This window comes from Candidatus Acidulodesulfobacterium acidiphilum (assembly GCA_008534395.1).
GTDB classification, from domain to species: Bacteria; SZUA-79; SZUA-79; order Acidulodesulfobacterales; family Acidulodesulfobacteraceae; genus Acidulodesulfobacterium_A; species Acidulodesulfobacterium_A acidiphilum.
Window position 1 is genome coordinate 19,123 of record SHMQ01000011.1, and the last position, 25,799, is coordinate 44,921.

At 34.2% G+C, this 25,799-nt stretch carries 23 protein-coding genes, 1 tRNA gene and 1 riboswitch; of the genes, 3 read left to right on the forward strand and 21 right to left on the reverse strand.

Annotation, left to right across the window (positions count from 1 at the left end):
• Nucleotides 1-67: 67 nt before the first annotated feature.
• The 6 genes from EVJ48_04945 to EVJ48_04970 all read right to left on the reverse strand — a co-directional run bounded on the left by EVJ48_04945 (nucleotide 68) and on the right by EVJ48_04970 (nucleotide 7,112).
• On the reverse strand, nucleotides 68-703 hold the full coding sequence (locus EVJ48_04945; GenBank protein ID RZV39279.1) for a tetratricopeptide repeat protein: 636 nt from the start codon (nucleotides 701-703) through the stop codon (nucleotides 68-70).
• 60 nt (nucleotides 704-763) lie between these two features.
• The gene (locus EVJ48_04950) at nucleotides 764-1,432 is read right to left on the reverse strand and encodes a histidinol phosphate phosphatase domain-containing protein (protein RZV39328.1); all 669 of its coding nucleotides are present in this window, start codon (nucleotides 1,430-1,432) and stop codon (nucleotides 764-766) included.
• Nucleotides 1,433-1,518: 86 nt separating this feature from the next.
• Nucleotides 1,519-2,712, reverse strand: a complete 1,194-nt coding sequence (gene miaB / locus EVJ48_04955; GenBank protein RZV39280.1) for a tRNA (N6-isopentenyl adenosine(37)-C2)-methylthiotransferase MiaB — start codon at nucleotides 2,710-2,712, stop codon at nucleotides 1,519-1,521.
• Nucleotides 2,693-2,971, reverse strand: a complete 279-nt coding sequence (locus EVJ48_04960) for an integration host factor subunit beta (protein ID RZV39281.1) — start codon at nucleotides 2,969-2,971, stop codon at nucleotides 2,693-2,695. The genes miaB and EVJ48_04960 overlap by 20 nt, the downstream gene beginning before the upstream one ends.
• Nucleotides 2,972-3,120: 149 nt before the next feature.
• Nucleotides 3,121-5,445 (reverse strand): primosomal protein N', encoded by a 2,325-nt coding sequence (gene priA, locus EVJ48_04965; protein ID RZV39282.1) that lies wholly within the window; start codon nucleotides 5,443-5,445, stop codon nucleotides 3,121-3,123.
• Nucleotides 5,446-5,654: 209 nt separating this feature from the next.
• Entirely contained in the window at nucleotides 5,655-7,112 is a 1,458-nt protein-coding gene (locus EVJ48_04970) for a radical SAM protein (protein ID RZV39283.1), read from the reverse strand.
• A 287-nt stretch (nucleotides 7,113-7,399) separates the two neighbouring features.
• On the opposite strand from EVJ48_04970, the gene EVJ48_04975 reads away from it, so the two are divergent.
• A tRNA-Ala gene (locus EVJ48_04975) sits at nucleotides 7,400-7,475 on the forward strand.
• 87 nt (nucleotides 7,476-7,562) lie between these two features.
• Here the strand turns inward: EVJ48_04975 and hemL are convergent.
• The 4 genes from hemL to EVJ48_04995 all read right to left on the reverse strand — a co-directional run bounded on the left by hemL (nucleotide 7,563) and on the right by EVJ48_04995 (nucleotide 13,460).
• Nucleotides 7,563-8,849 carry a glutamate-1-semialdehyde-2,1-aminomutase gene (gene hemL / locus EVJ48_04980; protein RZV39284.1) on the reverse strand — a complete coding sequence of 429 codons (1,287 nt, stop codon included), beginning with the start codon at nucleotides 8,847-8,849 and terminating at the stop codon, nucleotides 7,563-7,565.
• A 191-nt stretch (nucleotides 8,850-9,040) separates the two neighbouring features.
• Nucleotides 9,041-10,219 carry an alpha/beta fold hydrolase gene (locus tag EVJ48_04985; GenBank protein RZV39285.1) on the reverse strand — a complete coding sequence of 393 codons (1,179 nt, stop codon included), beginning with the start codon at nucleotides 10,217-10,219 and terminating at the stop codon, nucleotides 9,041-9,043.
• A gap of 91 nt (nucleotides 10,220-10,310) precedes the next feature.
• Nucleotides 10,311-10,541: a cytochrome c gene (locus EVJ48_04990; protein RZV39329.1), complete on the reverse strand. Its 231-nt coding sequence runs from the start codon at nucleotides 10,539-10,541 to the stop codon at nucleotides 10,311-10,313.
• 486 nt (nucleotides 10,542-11,027) lie between these two features.
• A complete protein-coding gene (locus tag EVJ48_04995) occupies nucleotides 11,028-13,460 on the reverse strand; it encodes a TIGR03960 family B12-binding radical SAM protein (protein ID RZV39286.1) in 2,433 nt (810 codons plus the stop codon).
• 147 nt (nucleotides 13,461-13,607) lie between these two features.
• Between EVJ48_04995 and EVJ48_05000 the strand changes: the two genes are divergently transcribed.
• Nucleotides 13,608-14,324, forward strand: coding sequence for a site-2 protease family protein (locus EVJ48_05000; GenBank protein ID RZV39287.1), 717 nt, complete (start codon nucleotides 13,608-13,610; stop codon nucleotides 14,322-14,324).
• Between the two features lie 48 nt (nucleotides 14,325-14,372).
• Complete coding sequence (locus EVJ48_05005) at nucleotides 14,373-15,347, forward strand: hypothetical protein (protein ID RZV39288.1); 975 nt, start codon at nucleotides 14,373-14,375, stop codon at nucleotides 15,345-15,347.
• Nucleotides 15,348-15,578: 231 nt separating this feature from the next.
• On the opposite strand, the gene EVJ48_05010 is transcribed toward EVJ48_05005, so the two are convergent.
• The 11 genes from EVJ48_05010 to EVJ48_05060 all read right to left on the reverse strand — a co-directional run bounded on the left by EVJ48_05010 (nucleotide 15,579) and on the right by EVJ48_05060 (nucleotide 25,749).
• The gene (locus EVJ48_05010) at nucleotides 15,579-16,478 is read right to left on the reverse strand and encodes an rRNA pseudouridine synthase (GenBank protein ID RZV39289.1); all 900 of its coding nucleotides are present in this window, start codon (nucleotides 16,476-16,478) and stop codon (nucleotides 15,579-15,581) included.
• The gene (locus EVJ48_05015; protein RZV39330.1) at nucleotides 16,475-17,257 is read right to left on the reverse strand and encodes a thiazole synthase; all 783 of its coding nucleotides are present in this window, start codon (nucleotides 17,255-17,257) and stop codon (nucleotides 16,475-16,477) included. The genes EVJ48_05010 and EVJ48_05015 overlap by 4 nt, the downstream gene beginning before the upstream one ends.
• Nucleotides 17,258-17,337: 80 nt before the next feature.
• Nucleotides 17,338-17,541: a sulfur carrier protein ThiS gene (gene thiS, locus EVJ48_05020; GenBank protein RZV39290.1), complete on the reverse strand. Its 204-nt coding sequence runs from the start codon at nucleotides 17,539-17,541 to the stop codon at nucleotides 17,338-17,340.
• A complete protein-coding gene (gene cofH, locus EVJ48_05025) occupies nucleotides 17,538-18,701 on the reverse strand; it encodes a 7,8-didemethyl-8-hydroxy-5-deazariboflavin synthase subunit CofH (GenBank protein RZV39291.1) in 1,164 nt (387 codons plus the stop codon). The genes thiS and cofH overlap by 4 nt, the downstream gene beginning before the upstream one ends.
• Nucleotides 18,702-18,791: 90 nt before the next feature.
• Nucleotides 18,792-18,911: riboswitch (TPP riboswitch) on the reverse strand.
• A gap of 52 nt (nucleotides 18,912-18,963) precedes the next feature.
• Complete coding sequence (locus EVJ48_05030) at nucleotides 18,964-19,734, reverse strand: DUF4852 domain-containing protein (GenBank protein RZV39292.1); 771 nt, start codon at nucleotides 19,732-19,734, stop codon at nucleotides 18,964-18,966.
• A gap of 136 nt (nucleotides 19,735-19,870) precedes the next feature.
• Nucleotides 19,871-20,653, reverse strand: coding sequence for a TdeIII family type II restriction endonuclease (locus EVJ48_05035; GenBank protein ID RZV39293.1), 783 nt, complete (start codon nucleotides 20,651-20,653; stop codon nucleotides 19,871-19,873).
• A 48-nt stretch (nucleotides 20,654-20,701) separates the two neighbouring features.
• Nucleotides 20,702-22,459 (reverse strand): site-specific DNA-methyltransferase, encoded by a 1,758-nt coding sequence (locus tag EVJ48_05040; GenBank protein ID RZV39294.1) that lies wholly within the window; start codon nucleotides 22,457-22,459, stop codon nucleotides 20,702-20,704.
• A gap of 193 nt (nucleotides 22,460-22,652) precedes the next feature.
• The gene (locus EVJ48_05045; protein ID RZV39295.1) at nucleotides 22,653-23,261 is read right to left on the reverse strand and encodes a lytic transglycosylase domain-containing protein; all 609 of its coding nucleotides are present in this window, start codon (nucleotides 23,259-23,261) and stop codon (nucleotides 22,653-22,655) included.
• Nucleotides 23,258-24,121, reverse strand: a complete 864-nt coding sequence (locus EVJ48_05050; GenBank protein RZV39296.1) for a hypothetical protein — start codon at nucleotides 24,119-24,121, stop codon at nucleotides 23,258-23,260. The genes EVJ48_05045 and EVJ48_05050 overlap by 4 nt, the downstream gene beginning before the upstream one ends.
• A 173-nt stretch (nucleotides 24,122-24,294) precedes the next feature.
• The gene (locus EVJ48_05055) at nucleotides 24,295-25,383 is read right to left on the reverse strand and encodes a hypothetical protein (GenBank protein RZV39297.1); all 1,089 of its coding nucleotides are present in this window, start codon (nucleotides 25,381-25,383) and stop codon (nucleotides 24,295-24,297) included.
• Nucleotides 25,384-25,398: 15 nt separating this feature from the next.
• Nucleotides 25,399-25,749, reverse strand: a complete 351-nt coding sequence (locus EVJ48_05060; protein ID RZV39298.1) for a hypothetical protein — start codon at nucleotides 25,747-25,749, stop codon at nucleotides 25,399-25,401.
• Between the last annotated feature and the right edge of the window lie 50 nt (nucleotides 25,750-25,799).

The following is a 25,799-nucleotide window of genomic DNA, read 5'->3' on the forward strand; positions in this document are numbered from 1 at the left end:
CCCTAGTTAATTTTTATTGTATTTATTTTTCCGGTATTTAATTAAATCTAGCGACAGCTTATAATTGTTAAGAATTAAGCTGAATTAAATTTTCTATATAACCCCTGTCTTTAGTCATTGCATCGTTTGTAAGCATAGCTTTATAAAGCGCAACCGCTTTTTTGGGTTCTTTTATTTTAGTATAAACGGCGGCTTCTTCAAGCATGGCATATTCCTGAAGCTTTACGTCGTTTATTTTGGACATGGCGGCAAAATCTGGTATTGCGCTTTTATAATTCTTTTCCAGCATAGAAACCGTTGCAAGATTACTGTAAGCTAGATAAGTTAAGTTGTCTGAACCAGGTTTTGGATAATATTTGACGTATTTGTTAAAATAAGACGACGAATTTTTAAATTTTCCTATTCTCATATAATCTAAACCCGCATAAAAACAAGATATTTTAGCCGCACTGGTTCCTCCGTATTCGCCGCGGAGTTTTTTTAGGTATGAAATAGATTTTGTAATAGCTGAAGGATTTTTTCCGTCGTAAGACATATAAAGCCTTACGCCTTTCCATAAAAGTTTTGAAGCTTTTTTGCTTTGCACGCTTTTATAATATCTTATGCCGAAAACGGCGCCGGCTATAAGAATAACCAGTATGAGAACGGCTATTAACGCAATCTTATTTTTAATAAAAAAGCCTTCCAAATCGATTTTATCCATTAATATTTTCCTTTTTTAATCATTAAAGATAACTAATATTATAAGATAACAAAATAAAAATCAAGCGTTTTTTTTCAACAAATTCAATGCATTTTCTTTAATTTTTATAAGTTCTTCGGCGGTCAGTCCCGCCCCTAACCCGACCGCATCGTATTCTTTTTCGCTCATTATATCTGAAGGCGAATGAGTATCGCTTGAAATTATAAGCCCTGCCCCTGTTTTTTTCGCAGTGGCGGCGACGTATCCGTTCGCGAGACAGTGTCCTTTTCTGTACGACAACTCTAAATATATTCCGTTTTTCTTTGCCGCAGAAGCTTCCGCTTCGGTAATTAAACCCGGATGCGACAATATGTCTATATCTGCTTTGAGCGCCGCGGCGTTAGTGCCTTTTTCGACCGGTTCGCTTAAGGTTTCCCCGTGAACAATGATTATTTTTGCTCCGGATTTTCTTGCAAGAATAGCGGCGTCTTTTATAAGGGCAGGCGGTACGTGGGTAATTTCGACGCCCGGCAGAACTTGAAATTTATTGCCGTTTTTTTTATTGCCGTAAAGAGAATTTATCTTTTCGCATATTTTTTTTAAGCCTGATAAATTATGCTCTATATTTGAAAAATCGGCATGATCCGTTATCGCTATGCCGTTAAGACCGGCATAAATCGAACGCCTTATTAATTCGGCAGGAACAAGTTCTCCGTCCGAAAATACCGTGTGCATATGGAAATCTATAATCATATAATATATTTTATACCTCCGGTTTTGTTTTTATAAAGATATGCTTGTAATAACGACGAAGATGCCTATTACGGTTGAACTATCTATCGCCCGCAATGACGAAGACTTATTTCTTTGTATTTTTGAAATACCTTTTCAAGCCTTTCTTTTTTAACCTCCAATAAAATATCGTCGTTAAATTTAGAAGCTTTAGTAAAAGGTCTCGGCGAATATTTGAATGCGAAAATAGAACTAAACTCCGCTTCTTCTATTAATTTTAATGTATCTTCAAAATCTTCTTCGGTTTCACCCGGAAAACCTACTATTATGTCTGTAGAAATAGAAATATCCGGATGCCCGTTCTTTAATTTGCGGACGAGTTTTAAATAGTCGGCATTGGTATATCCTCTGTTCATCATTGCAAGTATTTTATCCGAGCCGGATTGAACCGGAAGATGAATTTCTTTTGTAATTTTATCATTGCCGCAGACCGTGTCTATTAATTTATCGTTGAAATCCTTAGGATGAGATGTTAAAAATTTAATTTTAAAAGACCCTTCTATTCCGGACGCCGCATTTAATAAAAAACAAAAGTCTTTCTTGCAGTCGTCCGGCGACATGTAAGAATTAACGTTTTGACCTAAAAGAGTAATCTCTGTAGCACCTTTATCTATGAGATTTTTAACGGTCTTATATATAATGTCTATAGGAATAGACCTTTCTCTTCCCCGCACGTAAGGCACTATACAGTATGAACAAAAATTATTGCACCCTTCCGTTATTTTTACGGATGCGGTTCCGTCGTTTTCCGGCTTTTTGCCGTAAAAATATTCTTCGATTTTTTTGGCGTTTTCTAAATATTCCTCCGGCCGTTCCGTTAAGGAATAATTTTGGCTTGTTTCGTTTGAACCGCCTGTATCGTTGACGGCTGTATTATTTATAAGTATATCGGGAATGGAAAAAATTTCTTCCGGGGCGAAACAGTAATCGAAATATATACTGCCGTTTTGTTCTTTTTTCAGCTTAATCTGTTTAGCAAAACACCCTGCAAGAACTATTTTTTTATCGGCATAGTTTTTTTTAAGCCTTCCAAGTTCGGAAATTACTTTATGGTCGGCATTATCCCTTACGCTGCATGTATTGAAAACCACTATGTCGGCGTCTTCGACCGAGCCGGCTTTTTTAAATCCTTTTTTTACCAGCCCGTTTTCTATTAAATCCGAGTCGTGCACGTTCATCTGACAGCCGTATGTTTTAATGAAAAATCTATTATTTGCTTTAATCTTCGACGAGGTCATTTTTATAAATTTTACTAACTTTAAACTGAGGAACTACTTTTTTATCTACCTCTATTTTTTCTCCGGTTTTGGGATTTCTGCCGGTATAAGTATCGTATTCCTTAACGAAAAAACTCCCAAATCCCCTGATTTCTATTCTTTTACCCTGAATTAAAGTTTCTTTAATTTCATTAATTATAGTATCGATTATTCTGTCAGCCAATTTAATTGGTATATTGTTTTTAGAAGCGAATTTTTCCGTAAATTGAGCTTTATTCATTTAATCGTAACCTCGAAGAGATAATTTAGTTTATAGTTTATTATATTATTATATAATTTTAAATAATTTATTTTATATTTACATTGCAGATACCTTATATTAATCTTAACTTTAGAATATTTATATATGCGGAATAGTTTTTTAGTTTATCACATAAGAACGTCGGGGTCAACATCTACGACAATTTTTCTAGAAGAAAAACTTTTAAAGAGATTAGCGTCCATTTTTAAGGCCGATGCGAGTTTATGCAGATTTGCCGCAGGCGGAGGCGATTTTAAAATTAGCTGATACCTGTAGTCGTTATCTATTTTCTCTATTGGGCAAGGCGAAGGTCCCAAAATACTTATATTGCCGTTAACGCCGCCGGAAAAATCGCCGGATTTTATTTTTATATCTATAATATTTTCGATGCTTTTTTTTAGGTTTAAAGCGGTTTCTATCAGAGCGTCGATATTTTTATCGGTTAGTTTCAGGGCAATTATCTTAGAATAAGGCGGATATCCATATTCTTTGCGTATATCAAGTTCTTTTTCGTAAAATCCTTTTATATCGTGAGCCGCAGTATATCTTAGCAAGTAGTTATCCGGTATAAAAGTCTGAACGGCTATTTTGCCTTTATCCGTTCCCCTGCCGGCTCTTCCGGCTACCTGCGTTAGTATTTGAAAAGCTTTTTCTGCGCTTCTAAAGTCGGGCAGATTAAGCAGGCTGTCGGCAAAAATTACCACCACGAGACCGACGTCGGGAAAATCATGCCCTTTGGCTATAATTTGCGTGCCTATTAGTATGTCTATTTTCTTATCGTGCATTTTTTTAAAAATTTCTGCGCCTGTTTTACCTTTTTTTGCGATATCCGAATCTATTCTCTCTATTATTATCCCGTTTTTTTCGCCGTTTAATTCATTTAAGGTCATGTCTAAGTCTCCGCAGGCATCTTTATATTCGTAAGAACTGCGGGAATAGTTTGAAAATAAAGACTTAACGTGTTCTTCCAATTTTTGTACGCCTATGCCGTAAGGTTCTATAGTATCCATGCCGCATTCCGGGCAGAGTTTTGGAACTTTTTCTTTATAGCCGCAATAATGGCATTCTAATATTTCCTGCGATATATCGGTATGAATTTCCTTTTTCCTTCCGTCTTTATGTTTATGGTAAACCAAAGATATAGCGCAATTTTTACATAAAAATTGATGTCCGCAAGAAGTGCATATTAAAAACGTGGAAAATCCCCTTCTGTTTAGAAACAGCAAAACCTGCTTTCGGGCTAAGATGTTTTCGGTTATTAATTTAATAGTTTCTTCCGATAAAATTTTATCTTTAAATTCTTTTTTGGTAAGCGTTTTAAATTCGGATTTTAAATTTATAAGCTGTATATCAGGGAGCGTTTTGCCTTTAACCCTGTTTTTTATATAAATATATTCATATTTTTTTAATACGGAGGCATTATAATAAGACTCTAAAGAAGGCGTAGCGGAACCGAGTATGCATACCGAGGAAGTTTTCTTAGCTATCATAACCGCAACGTCCCTTGCATTATAAAGAAGACCCGACTGCTGCTTATAAGAACCGTCGTGCTCTTCGTCGATTATTATAAGTCCGGGATTTATTAAAGGAGAAAAAACTGCCGATCTGGCGCCCAGAATTAGCTTGACGCCGCCGTTCATTATCCTGAAATGGTTTATTAGCTTTTCTTTTCTTGAAATTTTACTGTGAAATACCGCAAATGCATTTTGTTTTATTAGGTTTTCAAAACGTTTTTTTATAAGATAAATAAACTGGTTCGTTATAAAAATTTCGGGAACGGTAATTATAATCTGTTTATTTAAAGACAATACATAATCTATAAGATTGAAATATACTTCGGTTTTACCGCTTGCCGTAACGCCGTGAAGCAGAAAAGTTTTATAAAATCCGTTTGATATATATTCTTTTATGAAATTTACGGCGTTTTCCTGGTCTTTAGTAAGTTCGTATTCAGCTTTTGAAAGGAAGCCGTTTACCGGTTGTCTCTCTGAGTTTAAAATATCGGGATTATTTTCTTTAAGGAGATGCTTTTCCTGTTTTGAAACATCGGCGGGACTTTGATTAAAACTTTCGGCCTCTTCAAAGTATTTATCGAGCAGGTCGAATCTTTTTACGTCTATAGACGGCAAAACGGCATCAAAAACGCCGGATATATTTTCGTGATAATATCCGGCTAAAAAATTAAAAATATCTTTACGCGATTCCGTAAAAAAAGTTGCCTTTGAAATACGCAATACATTTTTTAATTTTATAGGTTTACTATCTTTTACACTTTCCTTTTCTTCATCGTCGGTTTTTTTTATTCCGTAAATAAACCCGTAAACGGTTCTGTTTTTTAACTGAACAAGCACTGCCCTGCCGGTTTCCGCTTCGCTATTAAGATCATCGGGTATTATATAGGTAAACTTTATATCCGTTCCGCTTTTAGGTATAACAATCTCTGCCGTGGTCATAGTTTTATATTATAATATAAATGGAAAGAATATAAAACTACTTAACCCAACATAAGAAAAAGGCGTCAAATTAATTTTACGCAACATCTTTTATCGTTAATTATTTCTTTTTGTATGCGTAAAATAAAATCCGACGCCTTTTTCTAAAACATTTTTCTTATCATTATAGTATATTCAAGATGTTTTGTCGTTCTAGTGAAGGATTAAAGTTAATTATTATTTATATTTTTCTCGCTATCTTTATTTTTACCTCCGTTAAGCGGATACAGTTGTTTTCTATAATAATCTTCTTCGTTTAATTCTAATTTTTTGCCGTCGTAGGCAGTGAAATATTTACCGTTTCCAAATTCCGTTTCCCATACTTTGTCGGCAATTTTGCCGTAATTTTGGGAGTATTCGTCCATCTTGTCTTTAAGTTCCGTAATTATAGACTCTCCTCCTTCCTGCGCAGCCTTTGCTCCGCCTTCGGAAACTACTTTTCTTAGTATTTTGGGATGGTCTATTATCATGCATGGACGAAGCCTGTTCTTGACCCCCATCTGCTCTTTTCTGATTGATTTAAAATACATGGAGTTTAAAATTTCTTCCATAGATTTATCGAAAATATTGTCTGCGGCAAATTGGGCAAATACGCAAGGTTCTACTCCGCCGTTCGCGTTTACGTGAAGATATACGCGCCCGCCCGAAAGACAACCGTGGGAAAGTACGCCGTCGTTCCAAAAGTCTGCAACCACTATCGGTTTTGTTTCCCTAATTTCTACTACCCTCTTTCTTCTAAAATTGCGCTGTTCCGGCGTAGGCATAAGATTTACGTCGGGTTCGCGTCCAATGGGTATATAATTAAAATACCAGCCCAGAAATGCTCCCTGTTTAATGTAAAAATCTATAAATTCGTCGCTGACTATTACTTCGTTGTTATAGCGGGTAGCAGTCGCCGAAAATCCGAACAATACTCCGTTGTCTTTAAGGTTGTTCATAGCGGTTACTACTTTTTTAAAATGCCCCTTACCTCTTCTTTCATCCGTTTCATTCTCGAACCCTTCGACGCTAATGCACGGAAAAACGTTCCCAAGGTTAGACAATCTTTCCGCCGTTTTACCGTCTATAAGCGAACCGTTTGTATATATCTGAAAATAGCAGTCGTTATTTCTTTCCAGTATATCGAACAGGTCTTTTCTTACGAAAGGTTCTCCGCCCGATATAGTATAAAAGAATATGCCGAATTTTTTGCCTTCGTCGATAATTTCGTTAATTTTTTCAAAAGAAAGTTTATCGCTGCGGGTATAATTGGCGGAATAGCACCCGTAACATTTTAAATTGCAATGCATAGTCGGACTGATTACGTAAAAGAGGGGCGGATAAAATCCGTTTTTTTCTATAAACGCTTTTCTTCTGTCTCCGCTGAGCAAAAGAAAGTTTGAAATAAAATTATCCAGTATTCCTTGTTTTACGTTTTTAGATAAATGCGGAAACTTTCTTTTTAATCCGATAAAAATATGGTCGAAAAAAATTTTACCGGCAGGCGCTTCAAAATTATTTATTTTATCGGAAAGTTTAATTATAGTTTCGTCGCTTAATTTAGGCAATACATAGTTGCCCGCAAAGTGAAACACGTTTTTTACGACCGAACTTTTAACCGACTGTTTAAACGAGGCTAATCTCTCCATTTCCCCCTCCTGATTTAATTATTTAATTGTTCATATTTTATAATTAAACTTTATATATCAATTAATTATATTAATTCAAGAAATTATTAAGCGTTTAAAACAGGTAAAATATTTATCGTTTCTAAATAATATTTTATCGCAGGTATTCAAAAAGTCAAGAACGAGGTTGCAATTTTAATTTTTTTTTGGGATAATTATTAAATACGGTGACAGAATTCAATTCTGTTACCGTCACAAATTGAAAGTGACAGAATTCAATTCTGTTACCGTTATGAATTGTTAAAAGTGGGGGGTTAGCTCAGTTGGTAGAGCGATGCCTTCGCATGGCATAGGCCAGGGGTTCGAATCCCCTATCCTCCACCAATTATTTTTACATAATTAGTTATTGCAAATTATTTAGCAAAGGTCATTACCGGTAATATTTCTTCCAATCTTTAAAATCTAAATACTTTAAAATACTTTTTTTATCGCTTCCGAAATAATTGCAACTGTTTTGTCTAAGTCCGCTTTAGAATGTTTGGAGCTTACGAACATTGCTTCATATTGGGACGGAGCAATAAATAATCCTCCGTTTAATACAGAGGAGAAAAAATCTTTAAATCTGTTTGTATCGGATTTCATAACGTCGTTAAAATTAAGAACTCCCCCGCTCTTAAAAAATATAGTCAGTATCGAAGAAATAGAATTTACGGTTATTTTGTCGTTAAAATTTTTAAGTTCGTTTTTTAAACCGTCTATTAAATAATTAGCGGAAGAATTAGCCTTAGATACGGCGTCGTCTCTTTCTATAGCTTTTAAAGTCGCAATGCCGGCGGCTACGCATACCGGATTGCCGGATAAAGTACCGGCCTGATAAACAGGCCCAAGCGGAGATAGAAATTCCATTATGTCTTTTCTGCCGCCGAAAGCTCCTATAGGAAGTCCTCCTCCTATTATTTTACCGAGACAAGTAATATCCGGTTTTAAACCGAATAATCCCTGCGCTCCGCCGTTAGAAAGCCTGAAGCCCGTTATGACTTCGTCGAAAATGATTAGAGAACCGTTATCGTGAGCTAAATTTATTAATTCGTTTAAAAAACCTTCCTTAGGCAAAACGACGCCCATATTTGCCGCAACCGGTTCTATTATAACAGCCGCTATCTCTTTTTTGTTCGCGGAAAAAAGTTCTTTAACCGATGATATATCGTTGTAAACAGCGACTAAAGTATCCTTTGAAAGGCTTTCCGTTATGCCGGCGCTTGAAGGAACGGACGTAGTCAGCGCTCCGGAGCCTGCTTTAACAAGCATAGAATCAGAATGTCCGTGATAGCATCCTTCAAATTTTATAATTTTGCTTTTTCCTGTAAAACCCCTTGCAAGCCTTAGTGCGCTCATAACGGCTTCCGTTCCGGAATTTACCAGCCTGACGGACTCTATGGACGGAAAATGCTTATTTATTAAATCGGCAAGTTCGATTTCGGCTTCCGTCGTGGCGCCGAAACTGAAACCTTCCGACGCGGCGGACCAGACGGCTTTGACTACTCTTTCGTCGGCGTGTCCAAGGAGCATAGGGCCGTAAGACATTACGTAATCAATATATTCGTTTCCGTCTATATCGTAAATTTTATCGTCTTTAGCCTTTTTTACGATTATCGGCGATAACCCGACTGATTTAAATGCCCTGACCGGACTGTTAACGCCTCCGGGCATAAGCAATTCTGCATGTTTTACCGCTTCTAAGCTTTTATCTCGTTTCATAAAATTCCCTTTAAATTTTTTTTAAAATAAACAATGATATAGAAAAAGGTGTCAGATTAATTTTACGCAACGTCTTTTATAGTTAATTGTTTTTTTTCGTATGCGTAAAATAAAATCCGACACCTTTTTCTTGACGCCTTTTTCATATATTCGATATTCAATAAGTTTTTGTGTTGTATTTATATTGATTATTATAAAAATTTCCTTCCGTTTTTATTGCTTTTTATATTTTTTTTAACGGCGTTTTTATCGTATTTTGGCAGATAAGGAGCAAAAAACTTAAAAACTTCCATATTCCAGCCCGGAAGCACGACGTGACCGCTGTTTTTCGCGACAAAAAGCTTTTTCTTCGATTTAATCATTTTATAGACTACCAAAGTGCCTTTAGGCGGACAGTCCTCATCTTTAAGTCCTATGCCTATCATTACCGGAACTTTTATCCATTTTGCAAAGTGTTTGGTATCCACGTAATATAAAGAGCGCATAACTTTAGATTTGTCGTCCGGATGTTTTTTTAGAAAAGCCTTAACTTCCATATAAGGACCCATTTTTGCGAGCGGCATCTGTACCGGAATATCGCTTAAAAACGGAACGTCCCCAGCTGCAGCGGTAACGTGTTTATCGATAGCGGCGTCTATTAAAGACAGCCCTCCGCCCATACTTCCGCCGGTAACAAAAATATACTTATTGTTTATATCTTTATAGTGTTCAAGGAATCTTAAAGATGCAAGGGAATCCATAACTATTTTAACCATAGAAAAACTTTTTACGTGAAGAATTCCGTTAGTCATAAGACCCGGAAAACCGGGATGATAAACCGTCGCGCTTCTGCCGTGACCCCTTAGGTCAATCGAAAGAGCGGCATATCCCCTTCTTGCAAAAAAATGCGCCCAGCCCGGCGTTCCATAAGAGCCGTAGCCGTGCAGAAGCAGAACCCCCGGATATTTTTTTCCTTTGACCCCGTAAGGAATTGCGAAGTAACCCTTCAGCTGAAGCCCGTCGTAAGAAGTAAGGGTTAGGCTGTATGTTTCTATTTTATTAATTTTATCGTTATAAAGCGGCCTTAAAGAATAAATGACTTTTTCGGTGCGAAGATGGGCGTACATTTTATGCCAAAATTTTTTAAATTTTTGATATCTAGTAAGTTTAATTTTAGAAATTTTTGATTTTGAGGCAGATGTAGAGGCGTTAGGTTTTGCGTTAAAATTTTTATACAGCAGCGTTCCTGCGGCTAAAACGACTGCGACTATTAATAATATTATTAATACGGTTTTATTTTTGTTATTTGTTTTCATAATAAATTTTTCTAATTTTTGTATTTGTATATATATATTGTTAAGATTAATATAAAGAATCATATAAAAAGGCATCTATGAATTTAAATTTATTCAATTTATTCATAGATGCCTTTTATTGTTATTTATGTTAATTAATTTTGCGCGATGATACGATTGTAAAAACTTATTTTAAAGATTCAAGATATTCCGCAACGGTTTTTAACTGAGTCGGATTTAGGTTATGATTTGGCATCATAGTGGTCTTATCGTGAACTTTAGGGGTATTGATCTGAACTTCAAGCCAATGTATAGAATGGCCTTTTGTTCCTTCTTTGTCGAGATTTGGACCTATAGTTCCGCCTTTCCCGTTAATTACGTGGCATCCCGTGCATCCCTGAGCGTTAATAATTTTCAATGCGGCGGTTTTTAAATTTCCGGCTGCCGGTTTGGGAGCGGATGCAGTTTTTGCTTTTGTTTTAGAAGTTTTCGATGTTTTTTTAGCTGCTTTTTTAGCGGCTTTAGCTGCTTTTTTAGCGGTTTTTTTGGCCGGTTTAGTCGGTGCAGCCGGTTTTTTTGCGCAACCGTAAAGACTGAAGCTTACCAATACTAAAAATAATGCGGTAAATAAAACGGTTAATCCTTTTTTTCCTTTCAATGCTTTCAATTTCTTACCCTCCCTAATTAATTAAAAATTAAATTAAATTTATAATCGTATTACCATCACTTGTTAAATTAATTCAAAAAAAATGATTAAAATTATATGAAGTATATACTATACTGCATGTATCGATATGTAGTATGGTATATTTATAAATACGATATAACATTTGTTTCAGTCTTTCATTGACTTATTATTTTAATATATAATATAACTATTTTTAAATTTGTCAATAAATTTTTTTTATAAATTTATATTTATAATTTTTAATCCTTCAGGCAGCAAACCATTTATTTTATCTTTTAAATCGGTCAAATTCATAGATGCGGCATGAATTTTTGGAATTCTCCCCTTAATGTACAGCTCGTCGCTTTCCGACATAAAAGGTATCGGGTTGGAAAAACTTAGTTTCGGTCTCAAAGTATATTCGGATTCTTTATATAACAGCGGAATTTTTATTATCCTGAAAGCTTTAAGCAGTATTTTAACGGTTTCCAAATGTCCGAGATATTTTGCTATTCCTCTTTTTGAATATGTAAAAGTTATTTCTGAAAACGGAACGGTTTTAACTTTAATATCATTATTGCCGTTAAAATTATAGAGTTCTACGCTGTTTATGCCGGTTTTATTAAAAAAGACGTCTTTATTTATACTGCTGTCATAATTATCATTTACGCCACTATTTTTATCTTTTTCATTTTCATTATTTTTAATATTATTTTTATGCATTTTTACATTTGCGGCTTTTGATGAATAAACCGGACTTACGGTTTTAAAATCGCATACTCCGCATAAGCAGCATATTTTTCTGCAGTTTTGGGTAGAAAGGTATTCTCCGTCTATTTCGGAATTAAAATAATAAATAGATTTAGCATTTTGCATGTAAGATTTTTTATATTCTTCTTTCAAAAATTTTTTATCGACCAGAATATCGATAAAATCCCACGGCAGCGAGTCGTTTATATTTTTTTCTTCATATAGATATTTAAAATAACCCTGATAAGATTGATAATCGTTTCCATGGCTAAACTTGTTTTCGTTTTGATTCCGGTTTTCGGTTTCTATCGCTTTTATCCATGCATCAAAGTTGAAAAGCCTCGACTCGCTGTCGTAAACGGCTCCCGATTTGTACGCCTTATAGATAATTTTAGACGTAAATTCATCCCCTCTCGATATCAGCGCTTCTACAAAACTCACCCTGGGATCCTGATATTTAAAATTTACGTTCAGCGGTTTTAATATCTTTTTTAAATAATTTATTTTAAAGCTAAGCGCTTCTTCTTTTTCCATAGGAAACCACTGAAAAGGAGTATGCGGTTTTGGAACGAAGTTATTGACGTTCACGGTAACGTTAAGTCCTTTTGCCGCTTTTTTTATTTTTACTATTAAAGAGGCTATTCCGTCCAAGTCGGCGATTCTTTCAAAAGGAAGACCTATCATAAAATAAAGTTTTAAAGACTTATATCCTTTTTGAGAAAGCCCTGCTGCTTCATTAAGCAGATCAGTTTCGGATATATTTTTATTTATGATATTTCTTAGTCTCTGGGTTCCGGCTTCCGGAGCCAGCGTAAAATTTGTTTTTTTTACTGCGGCGGTTTTTTTAAGTATATTTTCGCTTAATGAGCCGATTCTCATAGACGGAAACGACATCGATATCCTCTCTTCGGTAGTTAATTCCGCTAACTCGGAAAGAAGCGGTTCTATTTCGGAATAATCTCCGGTAGAAAGCGAAGACAGCGATATTTCCTCTAAACCGGTCGTATGCAACCCGTGTTTTACGGCATTTACTACGGTATCTTTTTTCCTTTCCCTTACCGGCCTGTAAATATAACCGGCCTGGCAGAACCTGCATCCGGAAGAACAGCCCCTCGCTATCTCGACGGCAAGCCTGTTGTGGACGGTTTCTATAAGCGGTACGATATGCTTGTTAATATAAACATACTTGTTGGTTTTAAAATCAAAGTTATAATTTAAATCTATATCGTTAAGTAATGATTTTTTTACGCTTTTTGAAATTCCAGGCACATAAACGCCCCGTATTTCGGCAAGTTTTCTTTTAACGTAATTTCTGTAATCCGATATATCGACAACGCCTGATTTTAGGTCGTTTTTTGCTTCCAATACCGCATCGCATACCAGGGCGGTAGCAATTTCGCCGTCTCCTATTATGAAAAAATCCATAAAGTCATTTAACGGCAGAGGGTTAAAAGCGCAAGGTCCGCCCGCTCCAACGAAAGGAGAGTCCGTTCCGGTTCGGTCTTTAGAAAATAAGGGAATACCCGAAAGTTCAAGCATTAATAATATATTCGTATAGGATAGTTCATACTGAAGCGAAAAACCTGCTATGTCGAAATTTTTAATTTCTTCGAAAGATTCTAAAGAAAATAAAGGAATATTATGCTCTTTAAGTTTTGCGTTCATATCCGGATAAGGCAGGTAAACCCTTTCGCAGGCAATATAATCGACGGAGTTTAAAATATCGTATATTATTCCCATTCCTATATGGCTCATGCCGAGTTCGTAAAAATCGGGGAAAGCCAAAGCAAATTTTAAAGGAATATTTTTGATATCTTTTATGGTAGTTCCTGTTTCCAAACCCAGATATCTAACCGGTTTCTGGACGAAAGGCAGAACGTCGCCGTTCAGTTTGCTATAAAGTTTATGGTTTTTTTTCATGCTTATGTGATTATGTAATATATTATCATTATATAATATTACGGACAAAAAATTAACGGAAAAATTAAAATAAAATAATAAACATTGCTAATAAACTAATAAAATTATGTTGATTTATAAGGAAAAATAATCGTATAATGGTTTAATATGAATAATACGATTCAGCTTATAGTAATTGCAATAATTCCGGTTTTATTCGCCATTATACTTCACGAGGTTTCACACGGCTACGTGGCCCATATTTTCGGCGATGATACCGCAAAAAACGCAGGCAGGCTGACGCTTAATCCTATTAAACATATCGACCCTTTTGGAACTATACTCCTCCCTTTATTATTAATTTTGGTAGGTTCTCCGTTTTTATTCGGCTATGCAAAGCCTGTTCCGGTAAATTTTAACGGGCTAAAAAATCCGAAAAGAGATACCGGATTCGTTGCGGCGGCAGGACCGGTCACTAATTTTATTCTGGCTTTTATATGTTTTGTTTTTTTAAAGATTATACTTTTTGAATTTCCGGTTATGAATTTATATCTTGCATATTTTATAAGCCATCTTCACTTTCAGGCAGTGCACGGCTCCTCTGTTTTTAAATTTTTCGTTTATCCGGTAACTTTTATGCTTTTTATCGGCATAATGATAAATGTAATACTTGGAACGTTTAATTTGATACCTATTCCTCCTTTGGACGGCGGCAGGATAGCCGTCAGTCTTTTACCAGAGCCTTTTTCTGGTTATTTAAACAAATTAGAACCTTTCGGCATATTTTTAATTTTAATACTGCTTTTAATCGATCCCGGCAATTTTTTAGTGGTTTCTTTTAACTTTATAGTAAACGATATAGTTTTAAAAAATCTTTATTTTTAATGAATTTACTGTATTTTAATTCCGTTATATATATTATAGTTTATAATCATGCATCCGATTAAACGGCAAGATACCGTAACTACTTCTTTAAATTCAAATTCCTTTTATCCCAAAGTAAACCTCGAAGCCTATAACGGACCTTTAGACCTGCTTTTAACTTTAATTAAAAAAAATAAAATCAATATATACGATATTCCGATAGTCGAAATAACGAACCAATATTTGGAAGCTATAGGCATCGGCGAAAAAAGCGGAATTTTGACTAAAGATGAAGACACGGTGGAAGGCATGAACGGAGGCGGCGCCTTAAATTTAGATTCCGGCGGCGATTTTATAGTAATGGCGGCGCAGCTTATATATATCAAATCGGTAATGCTTCTGCCTAAACGCAATACCGAAAACGGCGAAGACGATGACGGCGATATAGAAGACCCTAGAGCCGAATTGGCAGATATGCTTTTAGAGTATAAGAAAGTAAAAGAAGTTGCCGAATTTTTAAATAACCGCCCTATACTCGGGCGCGACGTGTTCGGAGTTAAAATTATTCAAAACGATGAAGGTGAAGACGAAAACGGCGCTCTTATCGCGCAAAATCAGAATAAAAATAACGGAGTCGTTTTTGAAGCAAATATATTCATACTTTCTAAATATTTTTACGATAAAATAAAAGAAGCTCAAAACAGGATTAGCGTATACGAAATAGCTAAAGAAAACTTTTCCGTAAAAGAAAAAATCATAGAAATAATGGAGAAATTTAACGATAATATTTATTATTTCGAAAATTTTAACGCCGCAGGAAATAACAATAATGCTATTGCTAATACGGGCAATATAACTTTTGGAATAATCGTAAAAAACAGCCGCACCAAAGATGAATTTTTTACATATTTTCTTGCTGTATTAGAAATGGCAAGACTGCTCCTTATAAGTATCGATCAGATTCAGCTATTCGGCGATATATATATTGCTCCCGTTTCCGGCAGCCTCGAAACGTACCGTTCAAAAATAGCAAGCATGAACTAATTTTTAAAGGGGACAGATTTATTTATTTCTTTACTCCCGACTGCGTTTGCTAGTTTAGTCGATAAATCGAAAAAGGTGTCATGAAAAAGGTGTCAGATATTATTTTCCGCATACGTAATAGTCAATTTATAAATAAACTACTTGCGGAAAATTAATCTGACACCTTTTTCGCTTGACGGCAAACCGAAGCAGAAAAATATTTATTTATTTGCGCTGCCTCATATTAACATATTAATCCGAGTCTGCGTTAGAAATAGCCAATTCCGCTGTTTTTTTGTTCAATATGCGGTATTCGCCGGAAGGCAGGTCGCCTATATATAGTCCGCCTATTCTTACTCTTTTAAGCATTAAAATCTTAAGATTAAAAAACTCCATAAGTCGTCTTATTTCACGGTTTTTTCCGTGGGTTAAATCGACCGACAGTATAAATTTATTTGGATTTTTTCTGACTATTTTTACGTCGTCAGGTTTTAAAAGACCTGCTTCTTCAAGTCTGACGCCTTTTTTTATCCTGTTGAAAAGGTCTGAGGTCAGTTCTCCTTTAACTTCTACTATATAGGTTTTTAATACGTCGAATTTTGGATGCGTTAATTTATACGAAAAATCGCCGTCGTTGGTAAGTATCAGCATGCCCTCACTCATAAAATCGAGTCTGCCCGCAGGAAATATATGCTTGTATTTCAAGGTTTCTTTTTTCACCAATTCCATGACTGTCTTAAAACCTTCTTCGGATTTTACCGCGGTAATATATCCTTGGGGTTTGTTAAGCATGATATAAATTTTAGGTTCTTCTTTGAATTTAATTTTTTTACCGTCGACGGAAACTTCGTCGCCGGGTTTAACCGAAACGGCAAGTTTATTTATTTTTTTTCCGTTTATTACGACCCTTCCCTCTTCTATAATTTCGTCTGCATTTCTCCTTGAAACGCCGGTATGCATAGCTATAAATTTATTTAATCTTATTATTGCGCTTCCTGTGCCGCTTCCCGTGTCTGACGCAGGCAACGCCGATTTTACAGACTTTACAGATTTTACAGACTTTACAGGCTTTGATTTTTGCGGATTATTATTAGCAGATTTAGGAATCGCGGAATACTTGGAAGTCTTGTTTATTTTTTTTTCTTTTGTCAAAATACTATTCCCTCCATTTGGGTTGAAGCCTGAGCATAAAGTTTCATGGGGATTCGTCCCGATAGGTACGCCTGTCTGCCTGCTTCTACAGCTTTTTTCATAGCGTCTGCCATATTAACGGGATCTGCAGCTCCGGCTATCGCCGTGTTAATGAGAATTCCGTCAACGCCGAGCTCCATGGTTTTGCAAGCATCGGATGCCGTTCCTACTCCAGCATCGACTATTACGGGAACAGAGACCGTTTCTTTAATTATTTTTATGTTATACGGATTTTTTATGCCTAAACCTGAACCTATAGGAGAAGCAAGCGGCATAACTACAGGACATCCAATGTCTTCAAGTTTTTTTGCAAGGACAGGATCGTCCATCATATAAGGCATAACCGTAAATCCTTCTTTAACTAAAATTTTTGCCGCCTTTAACAGTTCTTCATTGTCGGGATAAAGGGTTTTTTGATCGCCTATCACTTCCAATTTTACGAGGTCTGTTCTAAAAACGTCTAATTCTCTCGCAAGCAACAAAGTGTTTACCGCGTCTTCTGCCGTGTAGCATCCTGCGGTATTCGGTAAAAGAATATACTTATCAAGGTCAATATAAGACAATAAATTTTCTTTGGCGTTAAAGTTGATTCTTCTTACGGCGACGGTTATTATTTCTGCTCCGGAAATATCCGCCGCCTCTTTCATTGTTTGAAAGTCGGGATATTTTCCTGTTCCGATAAGCAGTCTCGAGTCAAATTCGTATTTTCCTATTTTTAAAATATCGTCTTTTTTTTTCATCATTTTATATAACCTCCTCTTTTATTTAAATTAAAATAAATAAATCTGACACCTTTTTTTGACACCTTTTTTTCCTTTTTTTATCCTCCTGGAGCTATAGTTACCATGTCTATTTTATCGTTCTCTTTTAACGTGAATTCTGCGTAACAATTTTTGGAAATTATGGTTTTATTTACTGCAACGGCAGTGCTTTTTATATTAAGTTTGAGTTCGTCGATTAGTTTTTGAATCGTAATACCGTTTTGTTCGACTATATATTCGTTTCCGTTTAATTCTATTTTCATAAAATTTTATTATTATTTTTTTCGTATATATAATTATATACGGTATCCCTTCTGACCGGAGTTTTGCCGGCATGTTTTATTAAATTTATTATTTCTTTTTCCTCTAAAAATTCACCGAATTTACCTCCGGCGCTTTTAGTTATGTTTTCTTCCATTAAAGTCCCGCCGAAATCGTTAATGCCGCAATCAAGAGATTTTAAAGCCGCGGACACGCCTATTTTAGGCCAGCTTGTCTGAATATTTTTAAAATTGTCCAAGAAAAGCCTTAAAATTGCATAAAATTTAAACACTCTTTTTTCGCCGATTATTTTCTTTCCGTTTATCGACTTTCCTAAAGACGTTTTGGGAGAAATAAACGGCAGAGCTATAAATTCCGTAAATCCGCCGGTTTCATCCTGCAAACGTCTTATAATACTTAAATGATAAGCCAAATCTCCGCTTGATTCTATATGTCCGAAAAGCACCGTAGCAGACGTTTTAACGCCGAGTAAATGCGCCGTTTTTATTATTTTCATCCACTCTGCCGTATTTATCTTTTGCGGGCATATCTTTTTTCTTGTTTCTTCGGCTAAAATTTCAGCGGCAGTTCCGGGCATGGAATTAACGCCGCAATCAACTAATTTTTCGATAACCCGCGCATACGTCATACCCGTTGTTTCGGAAAGTTCGTAAATTTCCTGAGGCGAAAAAGCATGTATATGAAGTTTCGGAAAATTATTTCTTACCGTTTTAATTAAATCAAAATAATAATCCGGATTTAATTTCAATTCCGGATTTATTCCGCCTGTTACGCATATTTCGTTAATACTGATGCTTTTTACGCCCTCCGAAATTTTCTCGATTATCTTATCGTAATCTAATAAAAAAGCGTCTTTAGAATTTTTTGTTCTTTTGTATCCGCAAAATTTGCAATTTAAACCGCAAATATTAGTAAAATTAATATTTCTGTTAACGACGTAAGAAACTTTATCGGAATTAATTTTTTTATTTAGCGTATCTGCCGTAAAAATAATTTCCTCAATAGCTTTCTCTTCCTGCTCTTCAAGCAGTATAAGCAAATCATCGCTATCAAGTCTTTTGCCGGATAAAGCTTTTTGCAAAATATAATCCGGTTCGATTTTATGTGTTTTACTATTTTTATTATTCGACAAATTAAGCATTGTAATATATCTTCAATTTATTGCTTAAAGCTTAATGTATTATGCCTGAAGATAAAGCTTTTGGAAAGAAAAACTGCAGAAAAGAAAAAGTAAGCAGAAAGTCTATCTTCCCTACGACGGCATTATCCGTATCAGGTTCAAAGGGTTGCGTGCTTTAACGGCTACGCTCTCAGCCATAGTTACAATAATACGGCACCCCTGATTTCATTGCATACCGACCTAAAACATATAAACTATCGATATATTATAAATTATACCATTATTACTTTATAATTCCAACCAAAAAACTTTTGCTTTTATTGTTGTAAACCTTAACGCAAAAAACTTTTACCGTTAAAACGTCGTGTTTTGCCGTTAAAGGAATAAAATTATAGGATAGAAAAACGGATTTTTTAATATGACCGAATGTTCCGGTTCTTTTATTGATAAACTTTTCCGCTCTTTTTGCCGGAATACTTAAAAAATTAAACTTTCCCGCATTTTTAAAAACTATCGTTAAACGCTTTGAAAAATGATATATATTTCCGTGTTCTATCTTTACGAAATCGATATTTCTGTCCGTTCTCATGCCATTCATTATAACTTTCTTTTTATTGCGGTACGTTAAATAGAAACCGCCTTTATTCATTATATAGCCGCTAAGCGACGCTTTTACGTAATTTTTAAAATATTTTACTGAATCGACGTAGCTCATAAGTTTATTCAGCCTTGTCTTATCTTCAGAATATAGCTTATTCCATAAAAACACGTTATTCCTGTCATGCTTATATTTTGCCGGATTAACTATTTTTATATAGGTAACCACGTCGTTTTTACTTATAGCCTGTCCTTTCGCCTTTAAATAAAGCGCATAAATTATAGGATTTGTAGCATATACTCCATTACAGTCCGTATTGCCGTTTCCGTCGGCAAACGACTTTCTGACCGACGCCGGATTAAAATTAAGAAATAAAATTGCCGATAACACTAAAATAAATAAAAATGAGGTCTTAAAAATAAATATACCGTTTTTAATAATTTTATCTGCAATCATTTTATGATGCTCCTTGTTTTTTAAATTTTTAATGAATTTACTTAATTTTAATAAAATTAAGTATAATTTGTCAAATCAATAAAATATTACGTCGCAAATAATAAAAAATGTCGCTTATAGTAATTTAAGCAAAATTTTATTTAAATCTCGCAAAATATTCGTCTATCTCAGGCCTTAATTCGATTCCGGCAATTTCAAAACAATTAAGCAGTTCTTCGTAAGTACCGTCGCCGCCAAGAAAATCCCAAAATTCTTTCCCTACCTTTAGTTCGCAATCTAAATCCAACATACCCTTTAGCGTCCATCTTTCGTAAGGTTTGGGTTCGTATGGATTATATGGTATTGCTATATACGAGTTTATATCGGCGTCTGGATTTTCAGCAAGATAAATTGCTGCCCATTCAAGCAAAGTATGTTTAAAATCTTTAAAACTGCTTATGTTCGGTTTGACTGTTTTTAAATCGAATAAATGTATTTTACCTTCTTTATCATTAATAAATAAATCTACTTTAACCGTCTTTAATTTATTCATTTTCCCGTCTTTGCAAACCGCTCTTATTCTTTCTATTTCTCGTGCTTTATTCGGAACGCTTTCTATTTCCGAAGCAAGACCGTTGATTATAGATTGAATTTCATTTTGGGCTTTTTCGCTTATAAAGTCTCCAACCGTATATTGTTTTTCGGCAAATCTAAAATTTGGATTAAGATTAGCAAGGGTTTTGGCGACCGGTTCATAAATAGATATTCCGAAAGTCGTATTTAAAGAATGAATAAAAGAAAATAATGCCATTCTGTCTTTGCCAAGCAATAAATAATGAAACGGCATTTGTTTAGTTTCCGGCTTATACGTTTTAAACTTCTTTTTTAAACTTTCTTTTATAATATTTTTTATTAAAGCGATTCTATCATTAGATTCCAATCTATTTAAAGTCCTCCCGAGGTTTAAAGCTTTGCTTATTTAAAATCCTTACTTATTTTGCTTTATATGAAATATCGTTTCTGAATAAATATTACTCCTATCTTTTTCTACCCTGTTGAGTACCGGACGGTTAAACCTATTGACTATTTTCATTCCGGATAACTTTACTATTTCAGGGTATATGTTATATTTATCGTTTGCCACTAAGAAAATATCGTAGTCTTCCTGCAAGTATTTTGCCGAATTAATTAAAACATCGGAAATATCTTTAATATAAGCTTCTCTGGCTTTTTTACCAGAACCTTTAGAAAGCGAGCCTATTTCCATTTCGTCTTTTTTTTGAAAGCCGAACAGTTCGTAAGCGTAAGCATGTTGTTCATGATAATCTATCAATCCTACGTAAGGCGGACTTGAAAAGATTCCTCTTATTTTTTGATTTTTTAATATTTCATAAAAAAGAACATTTTTTTTATTTACTTCGGCATATATATCCAAATTTCTACTGTCACCGCACAAACATAATTGAAAAGTATTCGTTTTTAATTTTTGAAACTCTTCAAGCCTTTGTATCGTATCTTCGGAATAAGTTTTCCACCAGTCTTTTATAGTCAATAAAGGTTTGCATATTTTACCGTGTTTTTTGCAGTAATAAGGACTTACTATCGGCTCCTTTAACGTTGCTAAGTCGGCATGCGTCGTAGCCCTGCAAGAGCGCATAGTTCTGCTTAATATGGCCGCTAATACTTTTTTTACGTCCGAGTTTTCTATCTTTTGAATCTCGCCGAAAATAAAATCTATTTCTTCTTTTACCGGCCGCAAAAACCATTTTCCGTTAAAACTGCTATAGTCGTACTTGTTAATTATCTCGACTTTATACTCTTTTACCAATCTTTCGTATTCTACTAAAAACTCTTTCTCTTTTTGCCCGCCGTATTCCTTTTCGTTTATACCTCCCTCTCTTACTTTTATTTTATATTCCGGTGAAGGGAAATATTTATTATTAAATTTTGATAAAGAACGATTTAAATTTTCGATAAAAAAATCGTTATTTTTCTTCTTTCGAAAATCCGTAAATTTATATGTTATATCTGAAATATATTTTCTGATTTCAGACAAAGGATGCGTTCCTATCTTTATATTACTTATTAAAGCATTAAAGGGCGAAATCTCGATTCCAACGGCATGCAGATTTAATTCGTTAGATTGAACCAAAGTAGTTCCGCTTCCGCAAAACGGGTCAAGAACTATATCTCCTTTTTTAAAATACGCTTCTTTTTTAAATTCGTCGATATGGATATCAAGAAAATATTCAACTAATTGAGGTATAAACTTTCCTTTATAAGGATGTATCCTATGAACATGCTTAGTTCTTTCGGATTCTGTATAACGAGAAAAAGACAATAGCGGATTCGCAAAGTCATTCAAACGCTGACCGTCGGAATTGCCTAATCTATTTTTATTATCGATGTTCTTAACAATATTCTCGTTGATTTCTGATCTGTTAATAATATATTCATCTTTAGTTATATTTTGTAAATTTAAAGGATTTTTGGTTGTAAGTTTATATTCAAAATTATTTAAAGAATCATAATATTTTATTAATTCTAAAACATCTACCAATATATTTCTTTTATCGCCATATTTTTTAATTCTGCCGTATTGCAATAGATATGAAATATTAGAAACGGAAACCGGCTTATTTAAATATGCAGAAGCAAAATTGCTTGTCTCAGACAAATTTAGAAACCTTTTTTCCGGCGCGGTAATATTATTTTCATTTAATAAGGTATTAACATTATCGGTCATTTTATGATTCCTTGTTTCTATTCAGATAAAATTTATTATACGCTGGATATATACTATGATATGCTATGCTTTATCTCTCTTAAATTCGCATAAGTTACAATAATAATATTGCATTATCCGGTAAAAATTTTTATTATCGTCAAAGATGATTAACTCAAGCTATTATATCATTTTTTGGCGGTTTTGTTTATAATTACCTCAATATTTTTCTGTAATAAATATAATACCTATAAACCCGCATAATATAAATCTCAGTCTGCCGGTACGGCGGAATTATAAATTTGCGGCGGTTTTTGATATATACCGTGCGGACAGAATCTGGACCTGCGTTATAACAGGCTAAAGCAGTAATAGGTTTAAAGCCGAAACGTTTAAGGCAGTAATGAAGATACTTTGCGCCGGCAATAATGTTTAATTCAGGATTTTCGACGTTAATATCCATTTCTTCGCCTGTCTTGGGCATAACCTGCATAAGCCCGACCGCGCCTTTAGGACTTAAAGCCATAACGTTAAAGCCGCTTTCGGCTTTCATAACCGCAATAAAAAAAGGAAGCGGTATGCCGTATTTTTTTGAAGCGTAGACTATGGTTTCGGCCAATCTTTTTTGATTTAAACCGGCGGCATATACAGGACTTAAACATATTATAAAATTTGCTAAAAAGATGCAAAGCAGCAAAACGGAGAAAATAAAAAACGGAGCCGAAAACTTTTTAATTAATCTTGTATTTAATAAAAAAATTGATAACATTATCGATAGATACCAAAGTCTGAAAATTAAAATTATTTTAGCCAAATTATTCATAATCTAACGGGCAGTTTTATAAATCTTACTCCGCCGTAATTGTTTTTATATAACGCTTCGATAAACAAAACCGTTTTATGCAAAGCCGGTTTCTCAATGCTTTTTTTATCTTTTAAAATGCAGATAAGTTTTCCTTTGATTTTGCTAAAGCCGGATAAAATAAAGTAATTTTTACCGCCTTGTTTTTTAATATTTGATTTAAAAGGTATTTCTATGTGTTTGTTTTTACCCGATTTTTCAAACAGCAAAGGCTTATATCTTAAAGGCAATTTGTAAAAATTAGACAGCGAAAACGAAATAATTTCTAAATTGCCCGCAGCTTGAATGCCGTTTATGTTTAAAACTATTTTACCGTCGTCGGCCTTAGCGGTTTTACTTAATTTAATAAATATCGGGGTTATTTCTTTTTCTTTTTGTTTTGACGCATTGGCAGCCGCAGCCGTATTTACATTTTTATTCACGTCTTTAGCCGATTTGACCTTTCTTATTTTAACGGTAGCAGTAGCATTATAAGCGTAATTTTTTGTATTTTTTTTAATTTTATCGGTAATGCCGTGTTCTTCCTTCATAAAGGAAGGCACAATATAACCATTGTTTAAGCCTGTTTGCTTAATTTTGCCCTTATGCCCGTATTTTTCCGAACGTTCTAAATTCTTAATTTTTCTTCCCGAAACTTTGTTTAATTTTAAAGAATAGTATAATACGCTATTTTCCAGCGCTTTTTTAAGGTTTTCATTTTTTTCTAAAAAAGCGCCGCTTCCGTTACTGCCGCTTTCTTTATTATTATAATTATTATAAGTCGATGCAGAACTATTTCTAAATAAAGAATTTGAAGCGCAACCCGAAAGAAAAAATTGCATCGATAAAATTAATGTAAAACATAAAATATATATCTTTATGTTATTATATTTAATAATTTTTTTTATTATTTTTATACCTATATACTTATTATTGATTTTCATTTTTTTATTTAAGATTTTTATTTAAGATTTTAGCTATCGAAATATAAATTAAAATAGAGAATTAATATCGATTATGGGTTAATACCGTTAATTTTTAATTTTATTAATCTTTTACCGTATAAAATATGAAAAGAAAGCCTCATATTCGTATATCCCGACGATTGCGCCGAATAACCGCCGCCGTTCGAGCCGCTTTTGCCGCCTTTTTTAAAAATTATTACGTTTTTTATTATTTTATAAGGCATATAGTATTTATTATGAGGCGTTTTATTTATAACCGGAATTTCTTCTAATTTATCGGGCGTGTATCCGTTGAAAAAATTGCCGCCGTATTCTTTATACAGATAGACGTTTCTTACGAAAAATTTTCTGTTTGAATTATTAGTCAGCTGATACTGCAGGTAATAAAAATTTTTTATCCTGCTTACGGCAAGCGCAGTCAGCGTAACACCGTCTTCGGTAAACGACTTGTTGATTATTTTTCTGTTAATCATAAGGATAAGATTCATAACGCTTCTTTTTTCTTTTTTTAATTCTTCGGCTTTTTTGCTTAAAGATAATTCACGAGTTTTATATTTTTTGGACAAAGTCGTTTTTAAAGCGTCAATTTTGTTTTTAACGTAATTTTTGACGAAAACGTTTTTTATAGTATTTGCAATGTTTAAATTATAGGTGACCGATTTAGCGTTGCTTATTCTTAAAAGTACGTTTATTAACCCGTATTTAGTGTATATCTCAAGGTTGCCGGTTTCTTTATAATCGTATGTAATTGGTTTTATAAATATCTGCCTGCCTACTATCTGTTCCGAAAAAGCTCCGGTATTGCCCAGCGCAACGTCCAAAGGTATAACGGGAAGAGTTATAACGGAAACATATCCCGGCGACGTGTTTAATTGATATATTATGCCGGATTTTATTCGCAGTTTATGCACCCAAAGTTTTTTCCTCATCGTATATTTTTTTAAAGGCGAATAACTTACGGCGAATGAAGGCTTGGCAGTAAAATTTATATAATATGACAGAAATAAAATTAAGAAAAAAGGCAATATTTTATATAATTTAATGCCGTTAATACAATAAGTTATAGTATTATATTTAAATGTAAACTTTAATTTATATTTATAATTTTCTTTCAAATTTTGGTTTGAATTTAATTTCAAAATATTTCCTCCTTTTTATGGTTTCATGCCGTTTTCTTCGTTATTGCCGCCGTTATATTTTTCTAATTTATTAAACATTTTTAGTTTAGAACCGCTGACCCTTATTTCAAAAATTCTAACGTATAAACCGTGAAGTCCCGCTAAAAATAAAAACAGGTTTAAAACGTATAAAATTACGTCTGCAGGATAAACTTTAAAAGAATAGGCTATAAATGCATAAAACGAATTTATATAATACTTAAAATTTAAATTCGTAAAATAGAAAAGAGCGAATAATCCGCTAAATACTAAAAAAGCTATCTCAATAATATCCAGATCTCCTCCCTGCCCTCCTCTTCCGTTTCCGCCGTAACCGTAATTGCCCATAATATATTATCTAACCCCCAACCTTATTATTTCAAATTTTAATAATAACA